This is a genomic window from Lachnospira hominis (ex Hitch et al. 2025) (genome assembly GCF_040096395.1).
Classification (GTDB): domain Bacteria; phylum Bacillota; class Clostridia; order Lachnospirales; family Lachnospiraceae; genus Lachnospira; species Lachnospira hominis.
On sequence record NZ_JBBMES010000012.1, the window covers coordinates 1 to 13,678 of the forward strand.

At 36.4% G+C, this 13,678-nt stretch carries 9 protein-coding genes; 5 read left to right on the forward strand and 4 right to left on the reverse strand.

Translation table 11 applies throughout. From position 1 onward, the window contains the following. Positions 1-76: 76 nt before the first annotated feature. Together WMO38_RS10430 and WMO38_RS10435 are read right to left on the reverse strand one after the other, a co-directional pair. Positions 77-1,033, reverse strand: coding sequence for a 3'-5' exonuclease (locus WMO38_RS10430; RefSeq protein WP_349162584.1), 957 nt, complete (start codon positions 1,031-1,033; stop codon positions 77-79). A gap of 108 nt (positions 1,034-1,141) precedes the next feature. Continuing rightward, complete coding sequence (locus WMO38_RS10435; protein ID WP_021865598.1) at positions 1,142-2,104, reverse strand: MraY family glycosyltransferase; 963 nt, start codon at positions 2,102-2,104, stop codon at positions 1,142-1,144. 226 nt (positions 2,105-2,330) lie between these two features. Here WMO38_RS10435 and glgB point away from each other — a divergent pair, with 226 nt between their 5' ends. The 4 genes from glgB to WMO38_RS10455 all read left to right on the forward strand — a co-directional run bounded on the left by glgB (position 2,331) and on the right by WMO38_RS10455 (position 9,489). Then, positions 2,331-4,244: a 1,4-alpha-glucan branching protein GlgB gene (glgB, locus tag WMO38_RS10440; RefSeq protein WP_349162586.1), complete on the forward strand. Its 1,914-nt coding sequence runs from the start codon at positions 2,331-2,333 to the stop codon at positions 4,242-4,244. An 85-nt stretch (positions 4,245-4,329) separates the two neighbouring features. Further along, the gene (locus WMO38_RS10445) at positions 4,330-7,374 is read left to right on the forward strand and encodes a DUF6240 domain-containing protein (protein WP_349162588.1); all 3,045 of its coding nucleotides are present in this window, start codon (positions 4,330-4,332) and stop codon (positions 7,372-7,374) included. A gap of 62 nt (positions 7,375-7,436) precedes the next feature. After that, positions 7,437-8,978: a flagellin N-terminal helical domain-containing protein gene (locus tag WMO38_RS10450; RefSeq protein ID WP_349162590.1), complete on the forward strand. Its 1,542-nt coding sequence runs from the start codon at positions 7,437-7,439 to the stop codon at positions 8,976-8,978. Positions 8,979-8,997: 19 nt separating this feature from the next. Next, positions 8,998-9,489: a flagellar export chaperone FliS gene (locus WMO38_RS10455; RefSeq protein WP_349162591.1), complete on the forward strand. Its 492-nt coding sequence runs from the start codon at positions 8,998-9,000 to the stop codon at positions 9,487-9,489. A gap of 198 nt (positions 9,490-9,687) precedes the next feature. Here WMO38_RS10455 and WMO38_RS10460 read toward each other — a convergent pair whose 3' ends face one another. Continuing rightward, positions 9,688-11,115 (reverse strand): D-alanyl-D-alanine carboxypeptidase family protein, encoded by a 1,428-nt coding sequence (locus tag WMO38_RS10460; protein ID WP_349162592.1) that lies wholly within the window; start codon positions 11,113-11,115, stop codon positions 9,688-9,690. A gap of 173 nt (positions 11,116-11,288) precedes the next feature. Here WMO38_RS10460 and trmB point away from each other — a divergent pair, with 173 nt between their 5' ends. Then, positions 11,289-11,933, forward strand: coding sequence for a tRNA (guanosine(46)-N7)-methyltransferase TrmB (gene trmB, locus WMO38_RS10465; protein WP_349162594.1), 645 nt, complete (start codon positions 11,289-11,291; stop codon positions 11,931-11,933). Positions 11,934-12,114: 181 nt separating this feature from the next. Here the strand turns inward: trmB and WMO38_RS10470 are convergent, their stop codons facing one another. Then, complete coding sequence (locus WMO38_RS10470; protein WP_349162596.1) at positions 12,115-13,449, reverse strand: AI-2E family transporter; 1,335 nt, start codon at positions 13,447-13,449, stop codon at positions 12,115-12,117. Positions 13,450-13,678: the final 229 nt, after the last annotated feature.

Sequence of the window (13,678 nt, forward strand, 5' to 3'; positions counted from 1 at the left end):
CAAAGTCCGTGCTTGCACGAGACCTTGGCGACTGCCGCGATAACTTGAGAAACTCGCGGAGCGTGTTTCTCATAGTTCAGAGCGTGCCAAGTCTTTTGGCACGACGATGTTCTTTTTCACGCTGCTGACGCATCTTGATTTTTTTGCCGCCCTCTTCATCGGTGCATTTTAAAATTCTTATTGCATAATATTGTTTGTCATCAGTGCTTTTAATTCTGAATCGGCCTTTTATTAGACCATGTTCCTGACATGAAAAAAGACCATAATAAGACTTGCTGTTGGTAGAAAACCATTTTATAATCCGTTTCATTGTTTTGTTGCATTTGAAACAGCGGCATGCAGTAACTTCTTTGTCGTTGGCAGCTTCTTCACGATCTGCAAATCCTCTTGAAATATATTTTCCGTAATTACCAAAATCAAGATAAATTTCTTCTTTTATATTCTGTGGAATTCTGTAGGTATCAACACTGTAAAACTTCCGTACCTTTTCAAAATCAAGTTCAGGCATAATCTGTGATGTGTATCTGGCATCGCTGCCGGCACTGTGATAACCTTCAAGTTCCTGCATTCCCAGATGTTCTATTGCATTTTTCAGGGTGGTTCGTTCCTTGCTATCCTGAAAGCATATGCTGTAGAGCTTCTGTACGTCATAGAAAAGAAATGGCATTGGAAAATTGTATTCAATATTATAATAGTCAAAATTACGCTGCAATTCTGTCAGGTCAGTCTGTCCCCATGTGCAGAAGATGTAATCATCACCACACCATCTGATGAAATCATTTGCAACATCTGCGAAATCATGACCTATACAAGTAAGTTCTTCAATTGTTACATTAAGTATTTCTTGAACCTTATCATGCAGTTTTGTATAGACTGCGGGGCGGATATATCTGTCAAATTGTGAGATTTCTGAAAAATTCTCATCAAGTTTGACTGCACCAATCTGTATAATTTCAAATGGAATACGACTGTTCGTATATGCTTTTCCATCTGCACTCTGATTCCATTCCAAATCAAGTACAATATAATTCATGAAGCACCTCTCTTTCTTTGATAAGGCAAATTAAGCTGAAAGCCATATAAGACTTCCAGCTTTTGTGTATTTATTATACAACTGACATGAATGAAAAATCAATATATATTACATTATTGCATATATACATCCGATACAGATGACGAGCTGTATAATTGTGAAACGGAATACAACCTGTGCGTCTGACCATTCCAGTTTCTTTCTCATGTGGTCATGTATTGGTGTGCGGAGATTTTTAAATAAATTGATGTGTAAAAATCTCATAAATGATACTTTGATAAGACCAAGACCACCATCAAGTATAAGCATAATTGCCATTGGAATATAGAGTAACGGATGGTGAAGTTTTAAAAATGTAAATGCTATAAATAAACCGATTGCTCTTGAACCGGCATCGCCCATCAGCAGTTTGCTTGGAGAGGCGTTAAACCAGAGATAACCAAGGATACATACTGTCATTAAAAGGATTGTATGTCTGAAATAAGGTTCAATTTCAAAAACTTTAAATAATACGTAAGCAGATGTAAGAGTTACAGCAGAAAGAGTTCCGCACAGTCCGTCAACTCCGTCTGAACAGTTTGTTACATTGATGCTGACCCATACAAGGATAACAATAAGAAGTCCGTATATAACAGGATTAAGTGTTACTGTTTTTGAAAATAATGCAATATCAAAAGTGTTTGGATTGTAATGAAGGTAAGTAAATGCTGCCATTATTGCAATAGCAAAATCTATAAGTCCTTTTTTCAATCCGCCCCATGGAGTCTGTGAACTGTCATCAAGATAGCCGCTTAACATCGCTGCAAGAACAAGAATAAGATAGATAACAAGTTCGGCGTCCATTGGGATAAAAAGAACGCTTGATAATGTAAATGTAAGTATAAATATAATTCCGGCTCCTCGTGGTTTTCCGACTGATTTGGAACCATTAATTGCATATGCACGACCAGCATCTCTTGGCAGAATATTTTTTCCAAGAACGATTAAGAGGCATGTCAGGGCAAATGCAAAAATTACACTTATAAATGTAATGATTTTGATGTAATCGTACCCGATTAAATAGTAAATCATAAAATGTACTCCTCCACGTTTGTTTTATTTTGTGTTTACAATCTGCATGTGTCAGTATAACACAATGAAATATAAATAGATATAAAAATTTATATAGTAATTTATTTTTGATTATGATATACTATTCTTATTGAAATGCGTGTGTAGAAGATGGGGTAAAATAACAAATAAGGCATAGCTTGTATATATGCTGCATATAAATATATATGATGGAAGGGTGGATTTTATGAACAAAGACACTACACAGATTTTTATGACAGAGCTGGATACATACCTTTTTGGACAGGGAACACATTATGAGATTTATAATAAAATGGGAGCACATCTTGCTGTAAAGAACGGCAAGGAGGGTGTATATTTTGTTGTATGGGCACCAAAGGCAAAAGAAGTCTATGTTGTAGGTGATTTTAATGACTGGCGTGCTTATGGATATGATATGAAGCCTGTATCTGACGGCGGTGTATATGAATTGTTTGTTGAGGGAGCAAAAGCCGGACAATGCTATAAGTTTCTTATAATATCACAGGACGGAGAGGCTCTTTATAAAGCTGACCCATATGCTAATGCGGCACAGCTGCGTCCGGAGACAGCTTCTGTTATAACGGATCTTACGGGATTTAAGTGGACAGATGATAAGTGGGTTGAGAATAAGAAAAAAGAAGATCATCTTTCTAGTGCAATGTCGATATATGAATGTCATATTGGTTCATGGAGAAAGCAGAAAGATGGAACAAAAGACGGATATATGAATTACCGTGATATAGCACATGAACTTGCAGAATATGTGTCTGATATGGGATATACTCATGTGGAACTTATGGGAATTGCCGAGTATCCTTTTGATGGTTCATGGGGTTATCAGGTTACAGGATATTACGCACCTACAGCCAGATATGGAACGCCTAAGGATTTTATGTATTTTGTTGATTATATGCATAAGAAAGGAATCGGAGTTATTCTTGACTGGGTGCCGGCACATTTTCCTAAAGATGCACACGGACTTGCTAATTTTGACGGAAGCTGTGTATATGAATATGCAGACCCAAGAAAAGGAGAACATCCTGACTGGGGAACTAAGGTGTTTGATTACAGTAAGAATGAGGTGTCCAATTTCCTTATTGCCAATGGCATGTACTGGGTAGATAAGTTTCATATTGACGGATTGAGAGTTGATGCGGTTGCGTCAATGCTTTATCTTGACTACGGAAGAACAGAAGGCAACTGGGTGCCTAATAAATACGGCGGCAATGGCAACCTTGAAGCCATGAGCTTTTTAAAGCATTTTAACAGCATGATGAAAAAACGTTTTCCACAGGCTGTAACTATTGCTGAGGAGTCAACTGCGTGGCCTAATGTAAGTGGTGACCCGGATAATGGCGACTGCCTTGGATTTACATTTAAGTGGAATATGGGCTGGATGCATGATTTTACAGAATACATGAAACTCGACCCATATTTTAGAAAATTTAATCATGGCAAACTTACATTCAGCCTTATGTATGCATACAGCGAGAATTTTATTCTTGTTCTTTCACATGATGAAGTTGTTCATCTAAAGTGTTCTATGCTTGGCAAGATGCCGGGAGACAAAGATGACAAGTTTTCTAATCTCAAGCTTGCATATGCATATATGTGTGGACATCCCGGCAAGAAACTTCTGTTTATGGGACAGGAATTTGGACAGTGGAATGAATGGAGTGAAGAGAGAGAATTAGACTGGTATCTTTTAGATGATGAAAGCCATAAGCAGATGAAAGATTTTACTAAAAAATGTATGCTGCTTTATAAGAATTACAGATGTCTTTATGAGACTGATTACAGACCTGAAGGCTTCAGATGGATTAATGCTAATGACAAAGATAACAGTGTATATTCATTTATAAGGATAAGTCCTGATAATAATAAGCATTTGCTATTTGTATTAAGCTTTACGCCTGTTGAGAGAAATAAGTTCCGTATAGGGGCACCTTTGAAAGGCAAGTATAAGCTTGTACTTGGAAGTAATGAAGATATTCAGAAGAAGACGCTGACTGCTGTAAAAGGTGATTGCGACGGATATAAGCAGTCTCTTCTTATCGATTTGCCGAGCTATGGCATTGCTGTTTATGAATTTTCCGGTGATTTAAGTAATGATGACTAAAGAAATTGAATAAAAAAGACGATAAAACCTGTACAGAGTATCGAAACCTGTACAGGTTTTTTGTTATGGCAATAATGGAGGTCATATGAGCGTGGATTTAACGATTTATAAAACCGGAAATAATGTAGACGCCGCTAACAGAGCGTCTATTAATATAAAAAATAATAATGAGAAAACCCAGAAGACCGGATTTGACGGAGTTATAGTATCCGGCATGGAAGTTGATACAAAAAAGCTTGATAAGAATACATATACTTCACTTATAAAGCAGGCAGATGATGTAAAATCACAGATAATGCAGAGTGCATCTGACGCAAAAGCAAATCTTAAAGCATTATTTAACAGACTATCGGGTGCTGATGCAGTAAAGATAGATGAAGACGGATTTAATCTGAATGATGCAACACCGGATGATTGCGTAAATATTATCGAGAGAATTAAAATAGAACTTGCGGCACACTGTGATACTTATACAGGTGACATGTCTGGAATTGATGTGTCAAAGATAGAAAAGGTAGTCGGAAGTGCCGGTATGGCACAACAGGTCGCTGCTAATATGCAGGATACAGGACTTCCGCTTACGGATGACAATATAAGTGATATGGCAGAAAGTCTTTCAGGTATGGAAAATGGCAGTTTGTCAGAAGATACAAAGAATTATCTTGTTAAGAATGATATGCAGCCTACAATAAAAAATATTCAGATTGCACAGGCAGCATCAAAAGGCTTTGGCGATAAAATGCAGACTTTAAGCAGGCAGGAACTTGAGCAGCTTATGCCGCAGATAAAAGAAATTATAGGTAAAGCTAAGCTTGAAGTTAATGATAACAACATAAATAATGCAATAACATTTATTTCGCAGGATATACCGGTGACTGAACAAAATCTTGTATACAAAAATCAGCTTGATATGATTAATCTTGATTATGATGAGACATCTCTAAAAATTGCACAGGGTATGGCTGATGGCAGCAAGTCAGAAGAAGTAAGCCTTATAAAAGATTATGACAGTGCGGTTGTAATCGCAGATGCAATAGATATTGTAAAAAATGCTGATTATGATGCAGTTGCGAGAGCGACAGACATGTATGGTGATAATGTGTCAATTAAATCTATTGAGGAGGCGATGGCACAGTATAATATAGGAAATAAATCTGTTGCCCAGGAACAGGACGTTGTGCAGAAAAAGCCGGAATATGAGGATAATTACAAAAAACTGCTTGAAATTCAGATTCTGCTCACACCACAGGCAGGCATGCATATTTACAATAACGGAATTGATATTTTGTCAGTTTCAATAGATACACTGCATGAAAATCTTCTTGCATATGACCGGGAAAAAGCTATGGAACAGATTGCAATACAGCTTGCTGATGACATAGATAGTCAGGTACCTACGGATACAGGGGCTGCGGCATTATCCAATGTATTGACGGATGTTAATGGAACAGATAATAAAACGGCTGATTTTATCAGCATGTATCAGCTTTCACTTGCAACAAGACGTGCAATCAGGGATATTTCATATGCACCTGATGAAGTTATTGGAGCTGTCTATAAAGAAAATATGCAGTCGCAGGCAGTTATAAATATTGCCGGATTTTCTGAGATGGGAAGCAGTCTAAAAGAACGTTTCAGACAGGCAGGAAACTCTTATGAAGCAGTTGGTACAAAGGTGAGAAAAGACCTTGGAGATTCGTTAAAAAATGCGGTTGAGGCAAGTTCTGAAAGTATTCTTTCACAGCTTGGCATGGAAAATACCAAAGCAAATTCGGATGCTGTAAGAATTCTTTCATATAACAATATTGATATAACAAAAAATAATATTGAGCAGATTAAGCAGATTAAGGAGTCATTAAATACTCTCATAGAGCAGATGAATCCTGAGACTGTTCTTAATATGATAAAGGATAATATCAATCCGCTTACTTCTGATATTGAAAGTGTAAATGATTACCTTATCAATAAGAACAAAGATTCAGATAATACAGATAAGTTCAGCAGATTTTTATACAAGCTTGACAAAACAGGTGGCATAAGTGAAGAGGAAAGACGTCAGTTTATCGGAATTTATAAAATGATTAATATCTATACAAAAGATGCAGGAAATTCAATTGGTGCACTTGTAAAGCAAGGCGCAGATATTACTATGGAAAATCTGTGCCGGGCATACGACAGCAGAAAACAGTATGGAATGGATAATTCAGTAGGGGATGATACAGATATTGCAATGGCAGGACAGGTAAGATATTATCTTAATCTTTTTGATAATACGGCATCATCTGTCACTCCGCTTACATTAAAAGAGGTTAATTCTGAAAAGTCTATAAATACAAGAACAGTAGAAAATTTCTGCGAAAGTGTGCAGGATGCATATGACGCGGCAGCTGAAGCTGAGTATATGGATGCATATATGGAAGTTGTACGTGCTGTATCGGCAGCAGATGACGAGGTGCTTCATCAGCTTGAACAGGCAGAGCAGCCTGTTACAATAAATAATATAGAGGCTATGCAGGAACTTGTAAGCGGCAGTGCATATGGAAGGATATTTGGTGCTGACAGAACTAAGGCAGAAAAGATTATAGACAGTATGTCAGACGAAAAATCGCTCAGAGAGGCAATTGAGAGTCTGGATGACGAAAAATCAGAAAGCATACCACAATCAGATGAAGCTGATATAAACAGTTATGATTCTGTACGTCAGGCAGCTTTAAAAAATAATATTATCGACCTTGTAAAAAATCTCAACAGACAAAGAGACTATAGAATTCCGGTTTTATCAGATGACAAAATTGGCGTTATGAAGCTTACAATGATTTCAGACGGAAGTGAAAGTGGAAGAATTTCTATAAGATATGATAATGAAAGCTGTGGAGAAGTAAGCATTGAGCTTAAAGTTACAGATGATACATTCGATGTATTTGGCGTATGCACAGGTGAAAATAATGATTTTGCCGGTTTGTTACAAAATGCAGCTGAAAAGATAAAAGAAGAATTCAATTTTGAAAAGACTAATGTGTATGCTAATTCAAATGATAAGGTTACAGATATTACATATGAAAAATCTGAATCACAGCCATCATCAAAGCTGTACAGAATTGCAAAATCATTTATTTCTGATTTAATGTAAAAAAAAGTGTAAATACGCCGATATTTATTATAGGCAATGTATTTACGGAATGGAGAATATATATGAGACTTAATACAAATATTTCTGCGATTATAGCAAATAACGCACTTCAGAAGGCACAGGACCGTCTGTCTAATTCTATACAGAAATTATCCTCAGGTTATAAGATTAACAGCTCGGCTGATGATCCTGCCGGTTGTGCTATTTCTGAAAAGATGAGAGTTCAGCTTCGTGGACTCAGCCAGTCTGACAATAATGTTACAGATGGTATTTCTGTACTTAATACAGCAGAAGGCGGCCTTATTGAAATACAGTCAATGCTTACACGTATGAAGGAGCTTTCTGTACAGGCTGCCAATGATGTCAATTCAGATGATGAAAGAAGTGCCATTCAGGGTGAAATAGATAATATTAATAAGGAAATAGACAGAATATCGTCACAGACAGAATTTAATACACAGTCACTTATTGATGGTAATCTTTCAAGAAGAGTTTATTCTGACTGCCAGGGCGTTAATCAGATTACATGTTCTGAGAATTTTGTAACTGGTGATTATGGAGTTACAGTTACAGAAGATGCAAGACAGGCAATTGTTGTGGGTGAGGGAACAATCGCTCTTGGTGCAAATGATAAAATTACAAAGGAACAGGAAGGTGTAATAGAATTAAACGGATATAAAGTTTCTGTCAGTGAGGGTGATGACCTTAATACCATAATGGGAAAACTCGTTGATGCAGCAAGCATAATTGGGGGAAGTGCATTTGCAGTCACAGATACAACTAATGATACAACTGCAAACGGAATGGATTACGCAGGCTATTCTCCAGTGACAACATATCCGGGAAGCCGTCTTGTTATTATGACAAAAGAGTATGGCAGTTCTCAATCTATTGAAGTAAAATGCAGCAATAAGGAGCTTGCACAGGCATTGGGAATTGACAGTGCGGCAGATGATGACGGATTTATTGTTCAGGGAAGCGATGTTAAAGCAGAGTTTACAACAGATGCCAATGGCAAGAGAGTCGGATTTGATGACAGTGCCGTACTTTCAACAAGTGGTACAAGAATTACAGTAAAGGATGTTAATAACAAGAGCTTTGAGATGGATGTTCCGGGAAATGTTGCGGGAACTAAGTTTGATGATACAGGAAAAATACCGGTATCAACAGGTACATCATCAAAAGATATTGTTCAGGAAGTTACAGATGTTGGTACTATGAGTATTCATGTTGGTGCTAACCAGGATCAGGTTATAAGAATTGATATACCTGAGGTTACAACATATACACTTGGCATAGATACTGTAAATGTTATGACAGGACTTACTGCGTCACAGTCAATAGAAAAGGTTGATAAAGCGATTAATAGGGCAAGTTCGGTACGTTCTAAGATTGGTTCATATCAGAACAGATTTGAACATACACAGAATAATATTGCTGTTTCAAATGAGAATCTTACATCAGCACTCTCTGCAATGACTGATACAGATATGGCAGAAGAGATGACAGAATATACATCCGTAAATGTAATGACTCAGGCGGCAACATCAATTCTTGCACAGGCAAATGAACGTCCGTCAACTGTACTTCAGATTTTACAGTAGTGTGGAGGAATAATCAGCGTTGAAAAAAGATGAGATACAGACATTTTCATATCGCATTTCACAGGCAAATAAGACGCAGCTTATTGTAATTATGTATGATATGGCTATACAGTATGTCAGCGATGCTATCGAAAATAATTATGAAACGCAGTCAGAAAAAGATGAATATGAGTCTGATGTAGTTCAGGTCAAAAGAGTTGTAGACAGCCTTGTGACTTCGCTTGATATGCAGTATGAAGTGTCAGTGCAGCTTTATAACATTTATCTTGTAATGCAAAGGTATCTTGTAAAGGCGGTTGCAAAAAAGGATAAAAATACAATTATGCTGCTTGAATCAGTAAAGAAAATGCTTGAGACAATGAGAAAATCATTCTATGAATTAAGTAAACAGGATGATTCAGAACCACTTATGAAAAATACACAGCAGGTATATGCTGGTTTTACATATTCAAATGATGGTGGTTCAAATGAGTATTCAAAAGGATACGAAAACAGAGGATATAAAGTTTGAGATTATAAAGCTTAAATGCAGGCGTTGATTTGGATTGCCCTGCACATAAAGAAAACAGAGGATGCAAAATTTGTGATGCAGCCTCTGTTTTTTATTTTACGCGAGCAACGAGCCAAAGTCCGTGCTTGCACGAGACCTTGGCGACTGCCGCGATAACTTGAGAAACTCGCGAAGCGTGTTTCTCATAGTTTATGAATTTTACAAATATTTGCGGCCGCTGTAGCGTCTACGCTGTGTTTTTTTGCGTTTTACTTCTGAGTGGATGTAAAGTACAATAAGTATTGCAGCAATTACTGCAACTATGCCCCATATATTTATAACTATACATTTTTTTTGCTTTAAATTAGAATTATTATCATCTTTTGCGAAAGGAAGATTGCTGGCAGCAGCGATATTTTCGTCAGATGAAAGTGTCAGTTTTGCAGTTCCGACAATATTATTTCCATAATTAAAATTAAGATGGGCGGTATATATTCCGTTTTCACTTGTTGTTTTGTAATTGTTATCAATGCCCATTGCAACATTTCCAACAGAAGCGTTGTTAGGAAGTGTAAGTGTTGAGGCTTTCAGATTGAATTTTAGGTTATATTTATTAAATACAGGAGATTGGTAATAACTGTCGCTTGTAAATAATGAACTTATTGTTCCGCCTGAAGCTGTGATTTTCTTAAAGTTGGCAAATCCCCAGTCAAATAATGAACGTGTATCTGTAAAACGTTCTTTGTCTCCTGATTTGAAGCATACGCATATAAGACGCATATCATCTTTTTCCGCAAATGTTACAAGTGTGTAACCGGCCTGGTCTGTAAATCCTGTTTTTCCGCCTTTGCAGTATTCGTAATAATATTGTCTGCCTTTTAACATGAGATGGCGGTGTTTAAAATTACGAGCCGTATCTGTTTTGTTTGTCGGCGGTATAGTGTAAGTCGTTGATGTTGAATCAATATTTACAAAAGTGGAGTTGTTGTAACATCCTTTGGCAATCATTGCCATGTCGTAAGCTGTGGTGTAATGATTGACATCGTGAAGACCACTTGCATTGGAAAAATGAGTGTTAATAGCACCAAGTTCTTTGGCTCGTTTATTCATCAGCTCTGTAAAAGCTGCAAGTGAGCCGCTTACGTGTTCAGCAAGACCGTATGCGATTTCGTTGGCTGAATAGAGCAAAAGTCCATATAGAGCCTGTTCAACGCTATATTGTTCTCCTGCTTTTGTACCAAGGCTTGCATCCTCATATGTTACAGAATTGGCTGCCGCACTTGAGAATGTAACTGTCTCGTCAAGGCCACAGTTTTCAATTGTGAGAAGTCCGGTAAGAATTTTAGTTGTGCTGGCTGGATATCCTTTGGCATGGGCATCCTTTTCATAAAGAATTGCACCGGTATCCGCATCAATAAGAATTGCACTCTGGGCTACAATATCCGGTGCCTGCGGCCAGTCGTATTCCTGTGTGTTTTTGGTTGTCTGGGTGTTTTGTGAATTCTGCGTTGTCTGTGCAGCCTGCGTGTTTTGTGTTGTGGCAGCTGTTTCGGCAGCATATATGCCTGTTGCAGGCATTAATATAGAAGCCGCAGTTGTGCTGACAGCAAGAAAAACAGCCGTCATTCTTTTAAAAAATTTATTCATATATTATCTCCATCAAATATAAAGCCGGCGTGTAACTGACTTTTACAATAATTCTAATATCATGCTACATTATACACATGATTGAAATGCAAATCAATTAATAACGCTTGTCGAATGGAAATATTTTTATTATACTTTAATAAGTTTTACAGAAATGGAGATTTTAAAAATATATGAGATTGAGAAATGTTCCCGGTGCAAGGGAAATCATGATTGAAAATGAATTTGTGTTTACAGAGCCGGAAAATATGGCAGGAACATGGAAAGAAGTGTTTGGCAATAATAATCCTGTGCGTATCGAGATAGGAATGGGAAAAGGCAGATTTATAACGACACTTGCCCAGATGAATCCTGATATTAACTATATTGGAATTGAAAAGTATTCCAGTGTGCTTTTAAGAGCAGTTGAAAAACAGGATGAACTGCGTCTTTCTAATCTCAGGTTTATAAGAATGGACGCAGAAAATATAGGTGATGTATTCGCAAAGGGTGAAGTTGACAGGATATATCTTAATTTTTCTGACCCATGGCCAAAAGACAGACATGCCAAGAGAAGACTTACTTCAAGACAGTTTCTTGAAAGATATACTGATATTTTAAAAGATGATGGATATGTAGAATTCAAAACGGATAACAGAGGATTATTTGATTTTTCGGTTGAAGAAGTAAAAGAATCTCCTAAGTGGGAGCTTACAACTGTTACATATGACTTGCATAATGATGCAGATTTAGTTGAAGGAAATGTAATGACGGAATATGAAGAAAAATTTTCTTCACAGGGTAATCCAATCTGTAAGCTTATAGCACGTCTGAAATAAATAATAAATACGAACCCGAATGAAAATTGCGGCATATAATGATATAAACACATAAGGAGCATATGTGATATGGGATGCATATCAAAATCACTTCAAAATCTGTCATATTCATTATTCTGCCGCAAAAAAATTAATCGACGTCTTGTAAAAATCAGAAGAAATTGGGATGAAATATCAAAAGCTATATGCGGTCATGGGAATCATAAGGGGTAACTGTAATATTCTTTTTCCCAAGGAAATGTGTAACAACCTGATTGAGTATATATCCGAGTACAGCAACACAAGGAACTCCGAGGAACATTCCAAGAACACCGAAAAGGCTGCCACCAACTGTAATTGAAAATATAACCCATAGCGGCTTGAGCCCCGTTTTATCTCCAAGAATCTTAGGTCCAAGGTAAAGACCATCAAATTGCTGTATTACAAGTATAAGCAGTGCAAAAAGCAATGCTTTGAACGGACTTACAATAAGTATAAAAAGAAATCCGACAGCACCTCCGATATATGGTCCAAAGTATGGAATCATATTAGTAATACCTACAACTACACTGATAAGAACCGCATATGGGAATCGGAATATAACCATTGCAATAAAGCATATAATACCTATGATAAGTGAATCAAGTGCCTTTCCAAATATAAAGCTTGTAAAAATACGTCCACTTTCGCGTAGTACATTTCTTAAAGTGTTGGCAGGTTTGTAAGGCAGAATTGCATATATAAGTCTTTTTCCCTGATAAAAGAGATTCTTGTGGTCAGATATCATATAAACAGATACCATAATTGATATGATAAAACTTATAATGCCTTTAACAATAGCCATACCGGTTGAAAAAATCACAGGAATAAGATTTGACATGATTCCGGTAAGATAATTAAAAATATTAGGGAGTGCGGTTTCTATTCTTTCATTTATCATATTGAAATCAACATATTCACCGAGATTCTGGTGATTGTTTTCAAAATTGCCAACAAATTCAAGTGCAGAATTATACCATACAGGAAGCTGTTCTGTAATTTCAGTTATGCTTTCGTAAATCTGTGGTATAACAAAAACAAGAAGTATTGTAATAGCTCCAATTGCAATTATATATGCAGTTGTTATTGAAAGGTACTTCGCAGCTTTATCGGACTTCATGTTAAGTACACCCTTAAAAAGCTTCCGGAATAAAAGCTTAACAAGAGGGAAGAGTATAAAAGCAATAAATGCACCCGCAATAAAAGGCGAAATAAGATTAAGAATTGAACCTATAAGATGCATGGTCTGGTTAAAGGTTCCTATAAACTTATATATAAGGATAGTACCTACAACAAATAATAGTGCATATATTACAATCGTTGAATATTTACTGTTCGGTATGAAAAAACGATGATTATTATTGTCGTTGTCTGCACTGTCGTTATCATCATTACTTTTATTATAATGTACGGCTTCGTCAACAGCATCATCACTGTTAGCATCATTAGTTAATTTATCATGTTCAGAAGTTTTATCCTGAGACTTTTTATGCAGCATATAATCCTCCAATTCCAATAAATAAATTACAAAGTCAGTGTGTCATATAGGTTATATATTAATATTATATATTAATTTTAAAAGTTTAGCAATAGTAAATAATAGAAAAAAGAATTAAGAAAAAGTAAAAAAAATGAATTGTTCTTAAATAAAAACAAAAAAACGCTTGCATTTATTAAATCATTCATATATAATAACCATTGTGTTCGAGAGAGCAAAATGAAAAACT

Excerpts from the sequence above, each read along its gene's own strand:
- WMO38_RS10435 (WP_021865598.1), bottom strand. The coding sequence starts at position 2,104 with ATGATTTACTATTTAATCGGGTACGATTACATCAAAATCATTACATTT.
- glgB (WP_349162586.1), top strand. The coding sequence starts at position 2,331 with ATGAACAAAGACACTACACAGATTTTTATGACAGAGCTGGATACATAC.
- WMO38_RS10445 (WP_349162588.1), top strand. The coding sequence starts at position 4,330 with ATGAGCGTGGATTTAACGATTTATAAAACCGGAAATAATGTAGACGCC.
- trmB (WP_349162594.1), top strand. The coding sequence starts at position 11,289 with ATGAGATTGAGAAATGTTCCCGGTGCAAGGGAAATCATGATTGAAAAT.
- WMO38_RS10470 (WP_349162596.1), bottom strand. The coding sequence starts at position 13,449 with ATGCTGCATAAAAAGTCTCAGGATAAAACTTCTGAACATGATAAATTA.
- WMO38_RS10450 (WP_349162590.1), top strand. The coding sequence starts at position 7,437 with ATGAGACTTAATACAAATATTTCTGCGATTATAGCAAATAACGCACTT.
- WMO38_RS10430 (WP_349162584.1), bottom strand. The coding sequence starts at position 1,033 with ATGAATTATATTGTACTTGATTTGGAATGGAATCAGAGTGCAGATGGA.
- WMO38_RS10460 (WP_349162592.1), bottom strand. The coding sequence starts at position 11,115 with ATGAATAAATTTTTTAAAAGAATGACGGCTGTTTTTCTTGCTGTCAGC.